Origin of the sequence: Mycobacterium sp. E2989 (assembly GCF_001667595.1) — a bacterium.
GTDB lineage: Bacteria > Actinomycetota > Actinomycetes > Mycobacteriales > Mycobacteriaceae > Mycobacterium.
Genome location: NZ_LZJX01000018.1, coordinates 98,309 through 116,786 on the forward strand (window position 1 = coordinate 98,309; position 18,478 = coordinate 116,786).

General features: G+C 68.5%; 19 protein-coding genes. 9 read left to right on the forward strand and 10 right to left on the reverse strand.

The genetic code is table 11. The features are described from left to right. Positions 1 to 5: 5 nt before the first annotated feature. Both A5680_RS04535 and A5680_RS04540 read right to left on the reverse strand, forming a co-directional pair. Entirely contained in the window at positions 6 to 725 is a 720-nt protein-coding gene (locus A5680_RS04535) for an FkbM family methyltransferase (RefSeq protein WP_055400654.1), read from the reverse strand. A 17-nt stretch (positions 726 to 742) separates the two neighbouring features. After that, positions 743 to 1,669: an SDR family NAD(P)-dependent oxidoreductase gene (locus A5680_RS04540; protein ID WP_067816623.1), complete on the reverse strand. Its 927-nt coding sequence runs from the start codon at positions 1,667 to 1,669 to the stop codon at positions 743 to 745. 103 nt (positions 1,670 to 1,772) lie between these two features. Between A5680_RS04540 and A5680_RS04545 the strand changes: the two genes are divergently transcribed. The 4 genes from A5680_RS04545 (at position 1,773) to A5680_RS04560 (ending at position 5,545) form a co-directional block, all read left to right on the forward strand. Further along, on the forward strand, positions 1,773 to 2,339 hold the full coding sequence (locus tag A5680_RS04545) for a TetR/AcrR family transcriptional regulator (RefSeq protein ID WP_067816626.1): 567 nt from the start codon (positions 1,773 to 1,775) through the stop codon (positions 2,337 to 2,339). A gap of 205 nt (positions 2,340 to 2,544) precedes the next feature. Then, on the forward strand, positions 2,545 to 4,170 hold the full coding sequence (gene groL / locus A5680_RS04550; RefSeq protein WP_055400660.1) for a chaperonin GroEL: 1,626 nt from the start codon (positions 2,545 to 2,547) through the stop codon (positions 4,168 to 4,170). A gap of 148 nt (positions 4,171 to 4,318) precedes the next feature. Beyond that, positions 4,319 to 4,693 (forward strand): heme-binding protein, encoded by a 375-nt coding sequence (locus tag A5680_RS04555; RefSeq protein WP_067816629.1) that lies wholly within the window; start codon positions 4,319 to 4,321, stop codon positions 4,691 to 4,693. A 30-nt stretch (positions 4,694 to 4,723) separates the two neighbouring features. Continuing rightward, the gene (locus A5680_RS04560; protein WP_067816699.1) at positions 4,724 to 5,545 is read left to right on the forward strand and encodes an SDR family oxidoreductase; all 822 of its coding nucleotides are present in this window, start codon (positions 4,724 to 4,726) and stop codon (positions 5,543 to 5,545) included. On the opposite strand, the gene A5680_RS04565 is transcribed toward A5680_RS04560, so the two are convergent. The 4 genes from A5680_RS04565 to A5680_RS04580 are packed head-to-tail and all read right to left on the reverse strand — an operon-like array spanning position 5,534 to position 8,899. Further along, positions 5,534 to 6,094: a carboxymuconolactone decarboxylase family protein gene (locus A5680_RS04565; RefSeq protein WP_067816632.1), complete on the reverse strand. Its 561-nt coding sequence runs from the start codon at positions 6,092 to 6,094 to the stop codon at positions 5,534 to 5,536. The two genes, A5680_RS04560 and A5680_RS04565, sit on opposite strands and share 12 nt — an antisense overlap. Beyond that, positions 6,091 to 6,483, reverse strand: a complete 393-nt coding sequence (locus tag A5680_RS04570; protein ID WP_067816634.1) for a hypothetical protein — start codon at positions 6,481 to 6,483, stop codon at positions 6,091 to 6,093. The genes A5680_RS04565 and A5680_RS04570 overlap by 4 nt, the downstream gene beginning before the upstream one ends. Positions 6,484 to 6,512: 29 nt before the next feature. Then, positions 6,513 to 7,118: a PPE family protein gene (locus A5680_RS04575; protein WP_082459749.1), complete on the reverse strand. Its 606-nt coding sequence runs from the start codon at positions 7,116 to 7,118 to the stop codon at positions 6,513 to 6,515. Between the two features lie 38 nt (positions 7,119 to 7,156). After that, positions 7,157 to 8,899: an amidohydrolase family protein gene (locus tag A5680_RS04580; RefSeq protein WP_067816637.1), complete on the reverse strand. Its 1,743-nt coding sequence runs from the start codon at positions 8,897 to 8,899 to the stop codon at positions 7,157 to 7,159. Positions 8,900 to 8,952: 53 nt separating this feature from the next. Between A5680_RS04580 and A5680_RS04585 the strand changes: the two genes are divergently transcribed. The 5 genes from A5680_RS04585 to A5680_RS04605 all read left to right on the forward strand — a co-directional run bounded on the left by A5680_RS04585 (position 8,953) and on the right by A5680_RS04605 (position 14,639). Next, positions 8,953 to 9,477, forward strand: coding sequence for a mycothiol transferase (locus tag A5680_RS04585; RefSeq protein ID WP_067816640.1), 525 nt, complete (start codon positions 8,953 to 8,955; stop codon positions 9,475 to 9,477). Positions 9,478 to 9,488: 11 nt separating this feature from the next. Further along, positions 9,489 to 10,355, forward strand: coding sequence for a hypothetical protein (locus tag A5680_RS04590; RefSeq protein ID WP_067816643.1), 867 nt, complete (start codon positions 9,489 to 9,491; stop codon positions 10,353 to 10,355). 81 nt (positions 10,356 to 10,436) lie between these two features. Beyond that, entirely contained in the window at positions 10,437 to 11,123 is a 687-nt protein-coding gene (locus tag A5680_RS04595; protein ID WP_156349447.1) for a TetR family transcriptional regulator, read from the forward strand. Between the two features lie 25 nt (positions 11,124 to 11,148). Next, a complete protein-coding gene (locus A5680_RS04600; protein WP_055400723.1) occupies positions 11,149 to 11,703 on the forward strand; it encodes an MmpS family transport accessory protein in 555 nt (184 codons plus the stop codon). Then, a complete protein-coding gene (locus A5680_RS04605) occupies positions 11,700 to 14,639 on the forward strand; it encodes an RND family transporter (protein ID WP_067816645.1) in 2,940 nt (979 codons plus the stop codon). The genes A5680_RS04600 and A5680_RS04605 overlap by 4 nt, the downstream gene beginning before the upstream one ends. 29 nt (positions 14,640 to 14,668) lie before the next feature. Here the strand turns inward: A5680_RS04605 and A5680_RS04610 are convergent, their stop codons facing one another. Genes A5680_RS04610 through A5680_RS04625 form a run of 4 tightly spaced genes read right to left on the reverse strand, consistent with a single transcriptional unit; the run spans position 14,669 to position 18,443 of the window. Then, positions 14,669 to 15,115 (reverse strand): DUF5078 domain-containing protein, encoded by a 447-nt coding sequence (locus tag A5680_RS04610; RefSeq protein ID WP_055400678.1) that lies wholly within the window; start codon positions 15,113 to 15,115, stop codon positions 14,669 to 14,671. Between the two features lie 51 nt (positions 15,116 to 15,166). Continuing rightward, complete coding sequence (locus A5680_RS04615) at positions 15,167 to 16,084, reverse strand: crotonase/enoyl-CoA hydratase family protein (RefSeq protein WP_067816647.1); 918 nt, start codon at positions 16,082 to 16,084, stop codon at positions 15,167 to 15,169. 7 nt (positions 16,085 to 16,091) lie between these two features. After that, complete coding sequence (locus A5680_RS04620; protein ID WP_055400682.1) at positions 16,092 to 16,403, reverse strand: hypothetical protein; 312 nt, start codon at positions 16,401 to 16,403, stop codon at positions 16,092 to 16,094. A 9-nt stretch (positions 16,404 to 16,412) separates the two neighbouring features. Continuing rightward, the gene (locus tag A5680_RS04625; protein ID WP_067816650.1) at positions 16,413 to 18,443 is read right to left on the reverse strand and encodes a prolyl oligopeptidase family protein; all 2,031 of its coding nucleotides are present in this window, start codon (positions 18,441 to 18,443) and stop codon (positions 16,413 to 16,415) included. Positions 18,444 to 18,478 lie beyond the last annotated feature (35 nt).

Sequence of the window (18,478 nt, forward strand, 5' to 3'; positions counted from 1 at the left end):
TGGCGCTACCCGGCCGCTCCGGCGAATCGCCGCTCCCACGCCGCCATGTCGTCGAGGTCGACCGTCGTCACCGACATCCGGTCGGGATCGACGAATTGCCCGACCGACGCGGTCAGCGCCTCGGCGCTGTGGCCGCCGGCGGCCAGCCGGGAGCTGACGTGAAATTCGCCGGCGAACCAATCGACCCGGCGCAGCGCGCGGCTCGCCGGGAGGATTTCGTGTTCCGCCCCTTCGCAATCGACCTTGAGCAGCCGGCATCGCCCCGGCACGTACTCATCGAAGATCGCGTCCAGCGTCGTCGAACGGACCTCGGTGGTGGGGTAGCCATCCGCGCGGTCGTGGTAGCAGCCGGCGCCCCCGCTGTTCAGCGGGGGCCGCGCGATGCGCACCGTGCGCCGGTCGCGGGTCAACGCCAGCGGCACCACGACGACGTTGTCGACGCCGTGGGCGGCGACGTTGGTGCGCAGGTGGGCGAGGTTGAGCGGTTCCGGCTCGATCGCGATCACGGTGACGCGCGGGTTGCGCACCGCAAGCCAGATCGCGACCATCCCCACGTGGGCGCCGACGTCGACGACGACGTCCCCGGGTTCGAACGTGATGCGGCCGAGCCCGTAGCCGTCCATGGCGAGTTCGGTCGCGACCACGCCCGCCGCGATCGACCCCGGCTCATCGACGATGCGCAGCCGCGTGCCCGCCACGTCGTAGCCCTGCAGCACGCCCGCCATGGGCCTTATTCTCCCCGTCAGTCGACGGGGTAGACGACGCCAGTTAGCTCCTCGGAGACGGCCCACAGCCGGCGCTGGACGTCGACGTCGTGCGACTTCGCGCTGGAGGACACCAGTTTCGGGTAGCCCCGGGTCTCACCCAGCCCGTCGGGGCCGTAGTACTGGCCGCCGAGCACGCCGGGATCGGTGGCCGCGCGCAGCGTCGGCAGGGCGCCCATGGCCGCGTCCTGCGCGATCACGCTGAAGAACACGTTGACCAGCGGCCGGAACGCCGCGGGCGTGTAGCGGCCCAGCTCGGTGTTCGATCCGCCGGGGTGGGCGGCGACGGCGATCGTCGTCCCGCGCGGGGCGAGCCGGCGCTGCAGCTCGTAGGTGAACAGCAGGTTCGCCAGCTTGGCCTGCCCGTAGGCCGCGACCCGGTTGTAGGAGCGTTCCCACTGCAGGTCGTCGAAATGGATGTCGGCCAGGATGCGGTGGCCCATGCTGCTGACGGTGACCACCCGCGAACCGGCGACCGGCAGGAGCCGGTCCAGCAGCAGGCCGGTGAGGGCGAAGTGGCCGAGGTGGTTGGTGCCGAACTGCATCTCGAAGCCGTCTTTGGTTGTCTCCTTCGGCGTGTACATGACGCCGGCGTTGTTGATCAGCAGGTCGATGTGGTCGTAATCGGCCTTGAGTTGCGCGGCCGCGGCGCGGATGGAATCCAGCGAGGTCAGGTCCAGCTCCTGCAGCGCGACCTCGGCGTGCGGGCTGCCGGCGGTGATCCGGGCGGCGGCGTCCTTGCCCTTGTCCAGGTTGCGCACCGCGAGCACGACGCGGGCGCCGCGGTCGGCGAGCGCGGCGGCCGTCTCGTAGCCCAGGCCGGTGTTGGCCCCGGTGATGACGGCGACGCGACCGGCCTGGTCGGGGATGTCGGCGGCGGTCCACTTGGCCTTGGAAGCGGCCATGGCAGGCTCCTCAAGCTAGTAAGGTAAACGGGGCGAGCGCTCCGGTTGATGGCAACTATACGGAACGCACGCCCCGCTTTGTCAACCGATGAATGGTGAACACATGGCGCAGCCCGCCCGGCCGTTGCGCGCCGACGCGGCGCGCAACCGCGCGCGGGTGCTGGACGTCGCCTACGAAACCTTCGCCGCGGAGGGCCTGTCGGTGCCCATCGACGAGGTCGCCCGCCGCGCCGGCGTCGGCGCCGGCACGGTCTACCGGCACTTCCCGACCAAGGAGGCGCTCTTCGCGGCCGTGATCGAGGACCGCATGCAGCAGCTGGTGGACGACGGCCGCAAGCTGCTGGAAACGGCGGGCGGCGGCGAGGCGCTCTTCGCCTTCCTGCGCTCGATGGTGCTGCACTGGGGGCCCGCGGACCGCGGCCTGGTCGACGCCCTGGCGGGGTACGGGATCGACATCGCCTGCGCGGCGCCGGAGGCCGAGGACGCCTTCAAGGCCATGATGGGCGAGCTGTTGCGCGCGGCGCAGGAGGCCGGCACCGCGCGGCGGGACGTCGACATGCGGGATCTCAAGGCGATCCTGGTCGGATGCCAGGCGATGCAGGCGTACGACTCGGCCCTGGCCGAGCGGGCGACCGACGTCGTCATCGACGGTTTACGCGTGCAGCGATAAGGCCTGACCTGTTCTTGCACTCGGCATAGGCGAGTGCTAAGAATGACGTTGGCACTCGCGACTGGCGAGTGCTAGGTCGGGACGGTGAGACCAGCAGACACCTGGGGTCGTCCGTCGCGGGCACTGCACCCGGCCAGCGTAAGTAATGGGGTGGCCACGCTGTGGTCACCCGGTGTCATTCCCGATCCGGAGGAATCACTTCGCAATGGCCAAGACAATTGCGTACGACGAAGAGGCCCGTCGCGGCCTCGAGCGGGGGCTCAACGCCCTCGCCGACGCGGTAAAGGTGACGTTGGGTCCCAAGGGCCGCAACGTCGTCCTGGAGAAGAAGTGGGGCGCTCCCACGATCACCAACGATGGTGTGTCCATCGCCAAGGAGATCGAGCTGGAGGACCCGTACGAGAAGATCGGCGCCGAGCTGGTCAAGGAAGTCGCCAAGAAGACCGACGACGTCGCCGGTGACGGCACGACGACGGCCACGGTGCTGGCCCAGGCGCTCGTCAAGGAGGGCCTGCGCAACGTCGCCGCGGGTGCCAACCCGCTTGGCCTCAAGCGCGGCATCGAGAAGGCCGTCGAGAAGGTCACCGAGGTCCTGCTCAAGTCCGCCAAGGACGTTGAGACCAAGGAGCAGATCGCGGCCACCGCGGCCATCTCCGCGGGCGACCAGTCCATCGGTGACCTGATCGCCGAGGCCATGGACAAGGTCGGCAACGAGGGCGTCATCACCGTCGAGGAGTCCAACACCTTCGGCCTGCAGCTCGAGCTCACCGAGGGCATGCGGTTCGACAAGGGCTACATCTCGGGCTACTTCGTCACCGACGCCGAGCGTCAGGAAGCCGTCCTCGAGGACCCGTTCATCCTGCTGGTCAGCTCCAAGGTGTCCACCGTCAAGGACCTGCTGCCGCTGCTGGAGAAGGTCATCCAGGCCGGCAAGCCGCTGCTGATCATCGCCGAGGACGTCGAGGGCGAGGCCCTGAGCACCCTGGTGGTCAACAAGATCCGCGGCACCTTCAAGTCGGTGGCGGTCAAGGCCCCCGGCTTCGGTGACCGCCGCAAGGCGATGCTGCAGGACATGGCGATCCTCACCGGTGGTCAGGTGATCAGCGAAGAGGTCGGCCTGTCGCTGGAGAGCGCCGACGTCGCGCTGCTCGGTAAGGCCCGCAAGGTCGTCGTCACCAAGGACGAGACCACCATCGTCGAGGGTGCCGGTGACACCGACGCCATCGCCGGGCGCGTGGCCCAGATCCGCCAGGAGATCGAGAACAGCGACTCCGACTACGACCGCGAGAAGCTGCAGGAGCGCCTGGCCAAGCTGGCCGGCGGTGTTGCGGTGATCAAGGCCGGCGCCGCCACCGAGGTGGAGCTCAAGGAGCGCAAGCACCGCATCGAGGACGCGGTCCGCAACGCCAAGGCCGCCGTCGAGGAGGGCATCGTCGCCGGTGGTGGCGTCGCCCTGCTGCAGTCGGCGCCGTCCCTGGAGGAGCTCAAGCTCACCGGTGACGAGGCCACCGGCGCCAACATCGTGCGCGTCGCGCTCGAGGCCCCGCTGAAGCAGATCGCCTTCAACTCCGGGCTGGAGCCCGGCGTTGTCGCCGAGAAGGTTCGCAACGCGAAGGCCGGCACCGGCCTGAACGCGGCCACCGGCGAGTACGAGGACCTGCTCAAGGCCGGCGTTGCCGACCCGGTCAAGGTCACCCGCTCGGCGCTGCAGAACGCGGCGTCCATTGCCGGGCTGTTCCTGACGACCGAGGCCGTCGTCGCCGACAAGCCGGAGAAGGCGGCCGCTCCCGCGGGCGACCCGACCGGCGGCATGGGCGGCATGGACTTCTAAGTCCAAGAACGGAAAAGTTCCAACCACTGAAAAGCCCGGTCCCTCTGGGGGCCGGGCTTTTCCGTGCGCGTCGCGGAGTACGCCGAGCGCGGTTTTGGGTAACTGACGTACTGAACGTTCGATCAGTTGGGCACGGGAGGACCAGGCAATGAGCACATCGTTATGGCGCGCGGCTTTGGGAGCGATTCTTGGCTGCGCTCTGTGCGTCTTGGTGGCGCCGACCGCAGCTGCCGCGCCGGACCCCTGTTCGGCCAGCGGATTCGCCGCGGTGGCCAGCGGGGTCCTGAACTCGGCCAGCGGATATCTCGACGGCCATCCCGACGCCAATAACGTTCTGACCGCCGCGGCCGGCCAAACGCCCGCCGACGCGAGGGCTTCGGTGCGTGGCTACTTCCTCGGTCATCCCGGTGAAGCGCTCGATCTCAAGGGCATCGCGCAGCCGCTGCTCGACCTGCGCGGACGGTGCAACACCTCGGTGTCGCCGGACCAACTGGCGGCGTTGTTCGACGCGCTGTCCGGCTAACCACCCGCGCGTCGGCCTAGGGTGAACGGCGTGGCCCTACCGACACCCTCTCCCACCAGCACCGCCGTCGTGACCGGCGCATCGTCGGGCATCGGCGCCGACATCGCCCGCGAGCTCGCCGACCGCGGCCACGGCGTCACCCTCGTCGCCCGCCGCGAGGACCGGCTGCGCGAGCTGGCCGACGAACTGTCGGGCAGCGTCCGCGTCGAGGCGATCGCCTGCGACGTGGCGGACGCGACGGCACGCGCGGGCCTCCTCGAGGAGGTCGACCGCCGCGGGCTGACCGCCGACATCCTGGTCAACAACGCCGGCGTCGGCACCATCGGCTCGGTGACCAGGACGCGCGTCTCCGACGAGATCGCCCAGGTGCGGGTCAACGTCGAGGCCGTCATCGACCTGACCACCCGCGCGGTCCAGCAGATGGTCCCGCGCGGACGCGGCGCCATCCTCAACGTCGGCTCCACCGCGGGGTATCACCCGTTCCCGGGTCAGGCCGGCTACTCCGCCACCAAGGCCTTCGTGAAGACCTACACCGAGGGGGTGCGCGGCGAGCTCGCCGGCACCGGCGTCACGGTCGCCCTGCTCTGCCCCGGGCCGGTGCGCACCGAGTTCCTCAAGAACGCGGGCATGGACGAGCGCACCTTCGCCGACGCCTTCCCGAAGTTCATGTGGATGCCCTCGCGGGACGTGGCGCGGACCGGGGTCGACGCGCTCGAGCACGACCGCGGCACCGTGATCGCCGGGCTGCCGAGCCAGCTGTCGACCCGGCTGTTCCAGTTCATGCCGCGGCGCGTGCTGCTGCCGCTGCTGAAGAAGCAGCACCCGGGGCTCAAACGGGACCTAGCCGGCTGAGGGCCAGCGCCGCATCCAGCCCTCCACCGGCAGCGCGAGCGCGTTGCACAGCGTGCAGATGGTGCGATACCAGCCGACGGCCGTGAGCAATTCGATCCGCTGCTCGTCCGAAAGGAAACGCCCCAGTCCTTTCCAGGTCGCCTCCGACCACGAGCCGGTGCGCTCCACCTCGTCCACCGCCTCGATCACCGTGCGCTCGTCCGGGCCCCACCGTGGGTCGTCGGCGCCACCGGTCACCAGCGCGTCGCATTCGTCGTCGCTGACCCCGGCGATCGGCCCCCAGAACGCCGCTTGCCCGCCCCACTCGTACTCGCAACCCAGCAGCGCGCAGATGCGCAGGATCGCGATCGTCCGCGTGCGGCCCGGCAAAAGCGCTGAGACATAGAGTGATTCGCCGAGCTTGCGCAGCCGGGTGGCCAGCGCCGGGTGGCGCTGCAGGCAGCGCACCAACAGCAGCGGCTCGTAGGTGCGGTCCGGATGACCCCAGCTGTTGATGCCAGCGGCATCTTCCTCGCTCCACGGCGGGGCGAGCGGAGCGACGCGGCTCACTTGGAGAACACCACGCAGTCGTGCAGGCAACCCTTGGCCGCCTCCGGCGAGTCGGGGTCGGCGTCGCGGTGCAGCAGCGCGCGGGTGGGCACGACGCCCAGGCGAACGGCGTCCCCGGCCTCGGTCACCTCGGCCGTGCCGTCGACGATCAACGAGTAGCCGCCCGGCTCGGTCGGGGGCCACAGCAGCGTGACGTCGCGCCGCCGGGCCAGATTCTGTTGGGTGCGGCCGCCGATGAGCCCGATGTCGAGCGTGGCCTCGCGCAGCTGCGGCTCGACCGTCACGGTGTGCACGCGGTAGTCGTCGTCGACGGTGACCAGGTAGGCGTACGGGTAGTCGGGAAGAGCGGCGGCGAGCCGCTCGAAGTCCACGCTCTTCTTCGTGCGCATGATGCTCAGGATAGGCGCGGGCCGGGCCGCTACAGCGTGCGCGGAACCCGCGCCGCCGGCAGGCCGAACGTGAGCTGGCCGCTGCTGTTGAAGTGGAAACCGAGGTTTTGCAGCACCTGCTGCCAGGGCGCCAGCTTCTCCACGGCCGCCGACGCGTCGGCGTGGTAGCCGTACATCGCCTCGACGTCCGAGGCCCACATCTGGTCGTAGGCGGCCTCGATGTCGGCGATCGCCGGGGTGTTCTGGCCCAGCCAGTTGGTGGCCGACAACGCCTGCGCCAGCGCGCGGTTGGCCGCGACCACCGCGGGCTGCACGGTGGCCGCCAGCGCCCCCTCGAACGCGGCCGCGACGGCCGAGGCCTGGCTGGACACCGCCTCGGCCTGCGCGGCCGCCGCGCTGAGCCAGCTGACGTAATGCGTGGCGAGCGCCATCATCGCCGCCGACGACGGCCCCTGCCAGGATCCGTTGGCAAGATTTGACGTGACCGAAGAAAACGACGATGCTGACGATGCCAGGTCCTCGGCCAACCCGTCCCACGCTTCCGCGGCAGCAAGCAGCGGCCCGGCTCCGGGACCCTCATAGATTCGTGCCGAGTTGACTTCTGGCGGCAACCACGCAAAATGCGGGCTCGTCACCGGCTCAACTTACCCGGGATTCGGCCGCTTTGGTGGCGTTATTGCGCGGGTACCGGGCAAGTTTGCCGCCCCCGCACCAACTTGCCTGGACGGGCGTCGGTGGGGACGCCGTTCTCCGCGATCACTTGTCCGGCCACGATCGTCGCGACGTACCCGTCTGCGGTCTGGTCCAGGCGCCGCCCCCCGGCCGGCAGGTCGTAGCTGATAACGGGCTTGTGCAGGCGCAACGCCGCGTGGTCGATGACGTTGAGGTCGGCCTTGTACCCGACGGCGATGCGGCCCCGGTCGCCCAGCCCCGCGACCCCGGCGGGCACCGACGTCAGCTCCCGGACCGCCGCCGGCACGGTGAACCGCCCCGATTTGCGGTCGCGCGCCCAGTGCGCCAGGAAATACGTCGAGTAACTGGCGTCGCAGATCATCCCGTAGTGGGCGCCGCCGTCGCCGAGCCCCAGGATCACGTCGTCGCGGTGCAGCAGCTCGCCGACGGTGTCCAGCGAGTTGCCCTGCAGGTTGCTGGTGGCCACCAACAGCATGGCGCGGCCGTCGTCGTCGAGCAGCCGGTCGTAGGCCTCCTCCATCGGTGCCACCCCCTTGGCCCGCGCCCGGGCACCGATGCTGTCCGCCGGGTTCGGCTCGTAGTCCGGGTTGTCGCCCAGCGGGAAGATCCAGTCCCACATCTGCGCCACGTACAGGATCGGGTGGCCGGCGCCGGGCTTGTCGGCCAGGATGCGGGCGCGCACCTCCGGCTTGCGCATCTCGGCGACCCGCTCGGCCAGCGGCAGGTGCGCGATCTCGCGGTAGCTGGGGTAGAGCACGAACGGGTTGGCGGTCAGCTGCAGCCCGATGATCAGGCCGATGGGGCGCGGCAGCAGCTGCGCGGTGATCTGCGGGCCGTCGGAGCCCGCCCGTGAATTCGCCTTCTCGATCATCGTGATGGCGTCCGGCCACGTCGGGTCGCCGGCATTCGCGACAACCAGCGTGAACGTCAGCGGCAGGCCGACGTCCTCGGCCACGTCGAACACCGTCTGCAGCACGGGCTCGTAGCCACCGGCCGGGATGTCCGGCACGAACTGCAGCAGGCCCCCGCCGCCGTCGACGACCCCGCGGGCGATCTCCTCGATCTCCTCCCGGGCGGCGTCGTAACTCGGGATGGGCGAACCGCTTTCGGTCTTGTGGATGGTCAGCCGGGACGACGCGAAGCCCAGCGCTCCGACCTCGACCGCCTCCTTGGCCAGCGCCCGCATCTTGGCCAGGTCTTCGGCGGTGGCGGGTTCGCGGTTGGCGCCGCGCCGGCCCATCACGTAGACCCGCAGCGGCGAGTGCGGCAGGTACGCCGCCACGTCGATGTCACGCTTGCCCGAGTCCAGCGCGTCCAGGTATTCGGGGAACGTCTCCCACGTCCAGGGCAGGCCGTCGGTCATGACCACGCCGGGGATGTCCTCGACCCCGGCCATCACGTCGACGAGCACGTCGTGGTCCTCCTGGCGGCACGGGGCGAAGCCGACGCCGCAGTTGCCCATCACCACCGTGGTCACGCCGTGCGCCGACGACGGGGTCAGGCGTTCCGACCAGATGGACTGGCCGTCGTAGTGGGTGTGCAGGTCGATGAAGCCGGGGGTGACCAGCAGCCCGGTCGCGTCGATCTCGCGGTCCGCGTTCTCGCCGTTGACGTGGCCGACCGCCGCGATGAGGCCGTCTCGCACCGCGACGTCGCCGACGTACGGCTCACCGCCCAGACCGTCGACGATGGTGCCATTGCGGATGATCAGGTCGTACGTCATCCAAACAATCTACGACCGCGCCGGTGGGTCGTGCCAGGATCTAGTGTCGCTGTATGGCCAACACCTCCAGCTCCGATGCCGCCGTCCAAGAACTGCTCCGCGACGCCTTCACCCGGTTGATCGAACACGTCGACGACATCGCCGACGGGTTGACCGACGACGTCGCCGACTATCGGGCGACACCCGACGCCAACAGCATCGCCTGGTTGCTCTGGCACAGCGCGCGGGTGCAGGACGTCCAGCTGGCCGACGTGGCCGGCGTCGAGCAGGTGTGGCTGCGCGACGGCTGGGTGGACCGGTTCGGGCTGGACCTGCCGCGCAACGACACCGGCTACGGGCACAAGCCCGAGCAGGTCGGGAAGGTCAAGGCGCCCGCGGACCTGCTGTCCGCGTACTACCACGCGGTGCACGAGCTCACTCTTGAATACGTCGGCGGCGTGACCGCCGGCGAGCTGGAGCGGGTGGTCGACACCAACTGGGATCCGCCGGTGACGGCCAGCGCGCGATTGGTCAGCATCATCGACGACTGCGCCCAACACCTCGGGCAGGCCGCTTACGTTCGCGGCATCGCGCCCTAGGGTTTTCGGGCGTGCGCTTCCTGGCCGCGGTGCTGCGGGCGGTGCTGTGGCTGGCCACCACCGTCGCGCTGGCGGTCGCGATCCCGGCGGCGTGGCTGCAGCTCAACGTCGTCAGCGAGGGCGGCTACGCGGCGCTGGCCCAGCGGGCCGCGACGGACCGCGCGCTGCAGGCCGCCGCCGCGAATGAACTGACCGGCCGCGCGACGGCGCTCATCGCCGAGCACAGCGGCGGAGGCCGCCCGGTCGACGGTGCGGAGGTGCACCGGGCCGCCGCCGCGTTCACGGCCGGGCCGGCGTTTCCGGGGCTGTTCGCCGGGGCGAACCGGGCCGCGCACCGCTGGTTGTTCGCCGCCGACGGCGCCGGCGAGGCCTGGGAGATCGACGTGGCCCCGATGCTGCAGGACCCGTCGCTGCAGCGGATCCTGAGCAGCCACACCGTGAAAGTGCCTGCGACGCTTACCGTTCCGTTGACCGCATCGCCGCCGCGATCGCTGCGGCAGGGGCAGCTGCGCCCGCTCGCCACCTGGGGCCCCTGGGTGAGCATCGGGGCGGCCGCGCTCAGCGTCGTCTGCGCGGCGCTGACGCTGGCCGTCGCCCGCCGCCGCGGCAAGGCGCTCACCAGCCTGGGCATCTCCGCGCTGCTGGTCGGCGCCGGCGGCTGGGCGGGCATCGAGATCGCCCACCGGTACGTCAACGACGCGCTCAACCGCACCACCGGCGATATCCGCCGCATCGCCGAGGTGATGGTCGGCCGCGCCGAGGCGGCCCTGCACGAATGGCTCAACCTGACGCTGCTGACCGGGGCCGCGCTGGTGGTCGCCGGGGTGGTCGCCGCGATGCTCGGCAGCTTGCGAAAAGGCTTGCCGCCCAAGGCTTGACACCAACGCGGTTGCCCGCCCGCGGCGCGCCGCGGTGACCTGGCACAAATCACACGGCGTGCGTTATACAAATCACACAATGTGCGTTACGCTCTGTCGGTGGCGCAGTTGACTTTCCAGCGTGCCCGCACCGAGGAGAAGAAGCGCCAACGTGCGGAGGCACTCGTGGAAGCCGCGCGTTCACTGGCGCTCGAGACGGGCGTCGCCTCGGTCACGTTGACCGCCGTCGCCAGCCGCGCCGGCATTCACTACTCGGCCGTGCGCCGCTACTTCACCTCGCACAAGGAAGTCCTCCTGCACCTGTCCGCCGAGGGCTGGGTGCGCTGGTCGAACACCGTGTCCGAGAAACTGGCCCAGCCCGGCCGGAAGTCGCCGTCGCAGATCGCCGAGACGCTGGCCGACGCCCTGGCCCAGGACCCGCTCTTCTGCGACCTGCTGGCGAACCTGCACCTGCACCTCGAACACGAGGTGGACGTCGAGCGGGTCGTCGAGGTCAAGCGCATCAGCACCGCAGCCACGCTCTCGCTCGCCGATTCCATCGAGAGCGCGCTGCCCGAACTCGGCCGCTCGGGGTCGCTCGACATCTTGCTCGCGGCGTACTCGCTGGCGGCCACGCTGTGGCAGGTCGCCAACCCGCCGGAGCGCCTCAACGACGCCTATGCCGAGGAGCCGGAAGTGATTCCGCCGGAATGGAATCTGGACTTCGCGTCGGCCCTCACCCGGCTGCTGACCGCGACGTGCGTCGGTCTCATCGCGGAGAAGCCATGATTAGGGGGAAGGACTCGGAGTGCCCATGACGACGACTGAGCCTAGGACCGAGCCGCTGAGGGCGGGCTCGACTGGCGGGGAGGGCGAAAACCTCGCTCCGCAGCGCGCCAAGAAGAAGGGCCTAAAAGGCCTGTTCGCGCGTTTCTGGTTGGTGCTCACGATCGCGGCTGTCGTCGCGCTGTCGGGATTCGTCGTCTACCGATTGCACGGCGTATTCGGCGTTCACAAAGGTTCGTTCGGTGGTGGCACCTCGGGCGAGGTCCTCGACGAGTTCAACGCCAAGACGATCACGCTCCAGGTCTGGGGCCCGCCGGGCAGCACGGCAACCATCAACTACCTCGACGAAAACTCCCATCCACAGCAGGCCCTCAACGTGCCCTTGCCCTGGAGCAAAGTATTGAGTTCAACGAAGCCCGGCATCCCGGCAAACCTGGTGGCGCAAGGCGACGGCAGTTGGATCGCCTGCCAATTCGTGGTGAACAAGCACGACGGGAGCGGTGACGTCATCAAGACTCCGAACCGCTCGGATCCCACCCAAACCGTGAACGCCTTCGTCTACTGCCTGGACAAGTCCGCATGAGCGAGCCAGCCGAGGCTGATTTCGCCGCGCCGCCAATCTCGCAGCCGCTGATCCCGCCGTTCCTGCCGCGGATGATCCACCGGCTGGCGCTGCCGATCGTCCTGGTCTGGTTGGGCATCGTGTTCGTCACCAACACCGTGGCCCCGCAGCTGGAGGTCGTCGCCAAAACACACTCGGTGTCGATGAGCCCGACGGACGCGGCGTCCTTTCAGTCGATGATGAAGGTCGGATCGACCTTCAAAGAGTTCAACTCCGACAACTCGGCCATGATCTTGCTGGAGGGCGACAAGCCACTCGGGGCCGAAGCGCACAGCTACTACGACGAAATCGTCAGGCGCGTAGAGCAAGACAAGAAACACGTTCAGCACGTCCAGGATTTCTGGAGCGATCCGCTGACGGCGGCGGGTTCCCAGAGCCACGATCAGAAGGCCGCGTACGTCCAGGTCTACCTCGTCGGCAACATGGGCGGCGGGCTGGCGAACGAATCTGCCCTGGCCGTCCGCAAGATCGTGGACTCGGTGCCCGCGCCGCCGGGAATCAAGGCGTATGTGACCGGCGCCGGTCCGCTGTTCGCCGACCAGTCCCACGCGGGTGAGAAGGGCGTCATGCTCGTCACCCTTGTCACCTTTTTGGTGATCATCGTGATGCTGCTGATCGTCTATCGGAAGATCAGCATCGTTCTGATCATGCTGGCCATGGTGTTCATCGAGCTGGCGGCGGCCCGCGGTGTCGTCGCGACGCTCGGTAACTACGGCATCATGGGGCTGTCGACCTTCGCCAACAACATGCTGGTGCTGATGGCGATAGCAGCCGGGACGGATTACGCGATCTTCGTGGTCGGCCGCTACCACGAGGCACGCGGTCTGGGCGAGACCCGCGAGCAAGCGTTCTACACGATGTTCCACAGCACCGCGCACGTCGTGCTGGGATCGGGCCTGACGATCGCCGGCGCGATGTACTGCCTGAGCTTCTGCCGGCTGCCGTACTTCCAGTCGCTCGGGGTGCCGTGCGCGGTCGGCATGCTGGTCGCGGTGCTGGCGGCGTTGACGCTGGCCCCGGCGATACTGACGGTGGCTTCGTTCTTCAACCTCATGGATCCGAAGCGCAAGCTGCAGACCCGGGGCTGGCGTCGCATCGGCACCGCCGTCGTCCGTTGGCCCGCACCGGTTCTCGCGGTGACCATCGGCATCGCGTTGGTCGGTCTGCTCGCCCTGCCCGGGTACAAGACGGACTACGACAACCGCCACTTCCTGCCGGCGGACACCCCGGCCAACGTCGGTTATGCCGCCGCGGACCGGCACTTCGACCAGGCTCGGCTCAATCCCGAGTTGTTGATGATCGAGACCGATCACGACCTGCGTAACCCGGCCGATTTCCTCGTCCTGGACAAGGTTGCCAAGGCGGTCTTCCACATCCCCGGTATCGGCCGGGTGCAGACCATCACCCGGCCGCTGGGCACGCCGCTGGACCACAGCACCCTCGGTTTTCAGATGAGTGCACAAGCCGCGGGTCGGATCCAGACCCAGCACTATCAGGAGGAGCAGGCGAACAACCTGCTCAAGCAGGCGGACGAGCTGAAGAAGACGATGGCCACCCTGCACGAACAGATGCGGGTGACCCAGGACCTCAGCAACACGACGCATGAAACCACCAGGCTCACAAAAGAAACCGTGAAGATCACCGAGGCGTTGCGCGACGACATCGCCAACTTCGACGACTTCTTGCGGCCGATCCGCAGCTTTTTCTACTGGGAGCGGCACTGCTACGACATCCCGGTCTGCTGGGCGCTACGGTCGGTCTTCAACGCGCTCGACGGCATCGACCAGGTGGCCCAGAACATCGTGGAGCTCAGCGCGAACCTGGACAAGCTGGATCGGATTCAGCCGCAGTTGGTGGCGCTCATCCCGCCGCAGATCGAGAGTCAGCAGCGCAACCTCGACACCATCATGTCGAACTACGCGACCACCATGGGCCTCAACGAACAGTCGAAAGCGCAGGCGGACAACGCCACCGCGCAAGGCGACGCCTTCGACAAAGCCAAGAACGACGACACGTTCTACCTTCCGCCGGAGGCGTTCAAGAGCCCGGACTTCGCACGGGGCCTGAAAAATTTCATCTCGCCGGATGGGCACGCCGTCCGGTTGATCATCTCCCATGAGGGTGACCCGGCGAGTCCCGAAGGCATCAGCCACATCGAACCGATCAAGCAGGCCGTGCACGAGGCCATCAAGGGCACGCCCTGGGAGGGCTCCAAGGTCTACCTCGGCGGCACCGCCGCGACCTACAAGGACATGCACGACGGCTCCGACATCGACCTGCTGATCGCCGGAATTGCCGCGGCCACACTGATTTTCATCATCATGTTGGTGATCACCCGCAGCGTCGTGGCGGCCCTGGTGATCGTCGGTACGGTGTTGCTGTCACTGGGCGCCTCGTTCGGACTCTCCGTGCTCCTATGGCAGTACATCCTGGGCATGAAGTTGCACTGGATGGTGCTGGCGATGGCGATCATCCTGCTGCTGGCGGTCGGCTCGGACTACAACCTGCTGTTGATATCGCGGTTCAAGGAGGAAATCCACGCCGGGCTCAGAACGGGGACGATCCGCGCGATGGCCGGTTCGGGCTCGGTGGTGACCTCCGCCGGGCTGGTGTTCGCCGCGACCATGGCCACGTTCATGTTCAGCCCGCTGCTGGTGATGGCCCAGGTGGGGACGACGATCGCGCTGGGTCTGTTGTTCGACACCTTGATCGTGCGGTCGTTCATGACGCCGTCGCTGGCCACCCTGCTCGGGCGCTGGTTCTGGTGGCCGCAGCACGTGCGGCCACGCCCGGCCAGCACCATGCTGCGACCGTATGGACCGCGTCCCGCCGTGCGCGAATTGCTCCTGAAGAACGTCGACGAGCGCCCGCCGGGCGGGGTGGTGCAGCCGCGCTGAGCTTCTACGGCGCGCGAATTGTTAAGCCGTTAGGCCCAGTTCCACACCGACATGTCGCCGGGCGGGTATTGGGCGCACACGTCGGTCGACTTGGCGACGACGCCCTTGTTGTTGAAGAACAGCTTCATGTGGTTCGGCCACGCGTACCACAGCGGGTCGTTGTTGTAGAAGTTCTCGGAATACGTCCGGCGGTCCTCGGGCGACAGCGAGTAGAACCAGTGCACCTTGTCGATGGTCGCCTGCTGAACGTTCGGGTGGTTGTTGAAGTCGATCATGTAGCGCTGGTAGTACACCGGGCTGGTGTCGCGGGTGGCCGCCATGATCTGCTCGGCGTCGCAGGTGGTGTTGATCATCCTGCGCGGGATCGGGAAGTCCTCGGTGGAATCGGCCAGGGCCGTTTTCGGGAACGCCGTGGCGGCGATACCCAGGGCGAGGACAGCGACGCCTGCACGCAGGCCAGAACTCAGCCGAGACATAGGAACTACGGTAACACTTTTTGGCCGCCGGTACAGAATTCCTAGGTCAGCTCAGCATTGGTCCCGATCAGGCACGATGACGTGTGTGGGGTCGGGCCGCAGCTCCGGCGGGGCCTGGCTGTAGTCGCCGAACGGACCGTCGCGGCGCTCGACCGCCGCGCGCACGCCCCGGGTCTGGGCGGTGGTGATGAAGTCGAGGGCGTCCGGGGTGTTGCGCATCAGGCCGTCGAGAATGCCGCCGAGCGTCTGCGTGGACGCCAGCCCCATGTTCTCGTAGGCCTGGTTGACGATCAGCTTCTGCGCCTGCAGCTGCGACAGCGGTATCCGGGCCAGCTCGGCGGCGACCTCCGCGACCCGCGCCTCGAGCCGTTCGAACGGCACCGCCTCGTTGATCAGCTCGATCTCGGCCGCCTGCACCCCGGTCAGCGGGCGCCCGGTCAGCGAATGCCATTTGACCTTGGCGAAACTGAGCCGGTAGAGCCACATCCCGCTCAGGTACGCACCCCACATCCGGCTGTACGGGGTGCCGATCACCGCGTCGTTGCTGGCGATGACCAGGTCGGCGCACAGCGCGTAGTCGCTGGCCCCACCGACGCACCAGCCGTGCACCTGGGCGATGACCGGCTTGGAGGCGCGCCAGATGGCCATGAACTTCTGCGTCGGCCCGGTCTCGCGGGAGCTGACCATCGCGAAGTCCTTGCCCGGGTCCCATCGACCGTCGGTCATCATGGCGTCGCCCCAGTGCTGGAAGCCGCCGCCGAAGTCGTAGCCGCCGGAGAACGCCCGGCCGGCGCCGCGCAACACGATGACCTTGACGGCCGGGTCGCGCTCGGCCAGCCCAATCGCATCCTCGATCTCGTCCGGCATGGGCGGCACGATGGTGTTGAGCTGATCCGGACGGTTCAGCGTGATGGTGGCAACCGCGCCGGCCGTGGTGTACAGCAGCGTCTCGAAGTCGGGTGTCGGCATGGCTTCCCTAGGGGTCGGGCTGACGGTTTTCCGGTGACGACGCGTAGATGCGGTCGCCGATCTTCAGGTAGGGCGTCGTCAGGTAGGCCGACATGACGATCAGGCCGGAGAAGATCAGCGCCACGCAGACGGCGTTGGGCCAGAGCCGGCCCGTGCCGATCGCGAAGCACACGGTGCCGATCGCCGCGGTCGCCCAGTAGAACCGCCGGCCGGCGCGGCGGTCGCCGATGAATCGGTAGCGTGCCTGCGCCGCCGAAACCAGGACGAAGATCAGCCCGGTCGCCAGCAGGGTGAGTTCGATGCGTTGGGTCGCTGACACGCCACGATCCTATGGGCCCAGCATCCGCCAGAGGAACGAGTAGGTCAGGGCGGACTTGAACGCGACCTGTTCGTTGTCGGCCGCCCCGGCGTGACCGCCCTCGATGTTCTCGTAGTAGAAGACCCGGTGCCCGGCGGCCTGCAGCGCCGCCGTCATCTTGCGCGCGTGCCCCGGATGGACCCGATCGTCGCGGGTGGACGTGGTCATCAGCACCGGCGGGTAGTGGCGCGTCGCCGAAATGTTCTGGTAGGGCGAGTATTCGGAGATGAAGGCCCAGTCCTGCGGGTTGTCCGGGTCGCCGTACTCGGCCATCCACGACGCGCCGGCGAGCAACAGGTGGTAGCGCTTCATGTCCAGCAGCGGCACGCTGCAGACCAGCGCGCCGAATCTCTCCGGGTACTGGGTCAGCATGATGCCCATCAACAGGCCGCCGTTGCTGCCGCCCTGCGCGCCGAGCTGGTCAACGGTCGTGATGCCGCGTTCCACCAAATCGGTTGCCACCGCGGCGAAATCCTCGGCCACCTTGTGCCGGCCCTCGCGCATCGCCTGGGTGTGCCAGCCGGGCCCGTATTCGCCGCCGCCGCGGATGTTGGCGAGCACGTAGGTGCCGCCGCGGGCCAGCCACAGCCGGCCGAGCACCCCGCTGTAGGCCGGGGTGTTGGACGATTCGAAGCCGCCGTAGCCGTACAGCATGGTCGGGCCGGGGCCGCGCGCGTCGGCGGGGCGCACCACGAAGTAGGGGATCGGCGTGCCGTCCTGCGAGGGCACGAAATGCTGTGCCACCGCCATGTTTTCGGCGTCGAAGAAGGCCGGCGCGGACTTGATCCGTTCGAGCGGGCCGGGGCCGGTGCCGCGCATGAGCCGCGACGGCGTGACGAATCCGCTGGAGTCCAAGAAGAACTCGTCGCCCGTGTCGTCGGCGGCGACCACGACGGTGTTGGTCGCATCCGGGATGCCCGGGATCGGCTCGCGGCGCCAGTTTCCTGGCGTGACGATTTCCACGCGGCTGGCCACGTCGGCGAGAGTGACCATCAGCAGGTGGTCCCGCGTCCAGGCGTAGTGATTCAGCGCGGTGTGTTCGTCGGGTGCGAACACAGGAGTCAATTGGGCTGTGCCCGCGAGGAATTCGTTGTAGTTGGCCGCGAGCAGGGCGCCGGCCGGATAGCTGTCGGCGCCGTAGAACCATTCGGTGCGCAGCTCGATCAACAGCCATTCGCGGTGTATCGACAGGCTCGCGTCGGTGGGGGCGTCGATCCGGATCAGCTCGGAGCCCCGCAACTCGTAGACCTCTTCGTTCCAGAAGTCGAGGGCGCGCCCGAGCAGGGTGCGCTCGAAGCCGGGGGTGCGATCCACCGACGCCGAGACTCGGACGTCGGTGCGGTCGCCCTCGAACACGGTCTCGGCCTCGGTCAGCGGCGTGCCCCGGCGCCACCGCTTGATCACCCGCGGGTAGCCCGAGTCGGTCAGCGAGCCGTCGCCGAAGTCCGTGCCCACCAGCACGGTATCGAGGTCCACCCAGCTCAGCTGCGACTTGGCCTCCGGCAGCTGAAATCCGTCGTCGAGGAATTCCCTTGCCGTCATGTCGAATTCGCGCACGACGGAGGCGTCCGAGCCGCCCCGGGACAGCGCGACCAGGGCGCGGGTGTACTCGGGTTCGATGACGCCGGCGCCGGCCCACACCCACTTCTCATTGTCAGCGCGCCCCAGTTCATCTACGTCGATCAGCACGTCCCACTCCGGGGAATCGGTGCGGTAGCTGTCCAGCGTGGTGCGCCGCCACACGCCGCGCGGGTTGGCGGCGTCGCGCCAGAAGTTGTACAGGTGCTCGCCGCGGCGGACCACGTACGGGATGCGGGCGTCGGTGTCGAGCACCTCGAGCGCCTCGGTGCGCATCCGCTCGAAAGCCTCGTCGCGGAACTTGGCCAGCGTCGGTTCGTTGCGCGCGCGCACCCAGTCCAGGGCCTCGTCGCCGGTGACATCCTCGAGCCACAGGTAGGGGTCTTGCGGGTCCTCGGGGGTGGCGGCGGCGTGTGACGTCATGGCTGCCATTGTGGCCCGCGGCGGTACTGTGAGGT

Bases quoted from the DNA above. Each gene is read 5' to 3' on its own strand.
- A5680_RS04535 (WP_055400654.1), bottom strand. From the start codon at position 725: ATGGCGGGCGTGCTGCAGGGCTACGACGTGGCGGGCACGCGGCTGCGC.
- A5680_RS04540 (WP_067816623.1), bottom strand. From the start codon at position 1,669: ATGGCCGCTTCCAAGGCCAAGTGGACCGCCGCCGACATCCCCGACCAG.
- A5680_RS04545 (WP_067816626.1), top strand. From the start codon at position 1,773: ATGGCGCAGCCCGCCCGGCCGTTGCGCGCCGACGCGGCGCGCAACCGC.
- groL (WP_055400660.1), top strand. From the start codon at position 2,545: ATGGCCAAGACAATTGCGTACGACGAAGAGGCCCGTCGCGGCCTCGAG.
- A5680_RS04555 (WP_067816629.1), top strand. From the start codon at position 4,319: ATGAGCACATCGTTATGGCGCGCGGCTTTGGGAGCGATTCTTGGCTGC.
- A5680_RS04570 (WP_067816634.1), bottom strand. From the start codon at position 6,483: ATGCGCACGAAGAAGAGCGTGGACTTCGAGCGGCTCGCCGCCGCTCTT.
- A5680_RS04580 (WP_067816637.1), bottom strand. From the start codon at position 8,899: ATGACGTACGACCTGATCATCCGCAATGGCACCATCGTCGACGGTCTG.
- A5680_RS04585 (WP_067816640.1), top strand. From the start codon at position 8,953: ATGGCCAACACCTCCAGCTCCGATGCCGCCGTCCAAGAACTGCTCCGC.
- A5680_RS04600 (WP_055400723.1), top strand. From the start codon at position 11,149: ATGACGACGACTGAGCCTAGGACCGAGCCGCTGAGGGCGGGCTCGACT.
- A5680_RS04605 (WP_067816645.1), top strand. From the start codon at position 11,700: ATGAGCGAGCCAGCCGAGGCTGATTTCGCCGCGCCGCCAATCTCGCAG.
- A5680_RS04610 (WP_055400678.1), bottom strand. From the start codon at position 15,115: ATGTCTCGGCTGAGTTCTGGCCTGCGTGCAGGCGTCGCTGTCCTCGCC.
- A5680_RS04615 (WP_067816647.1), bottom strand. From the start codon at position 16,084: ATGCCGACACCCGACTTCGAGACGCTGCTGTACACCACGGCCGGCGCG.
- A5680_RS04625 (WP_067816650.1), bottom strand. From the start codon at position 18,443: ATGACGTCACACGCCGCCGCCACCCCCGAGGACCCGCAAGACCCCTAC.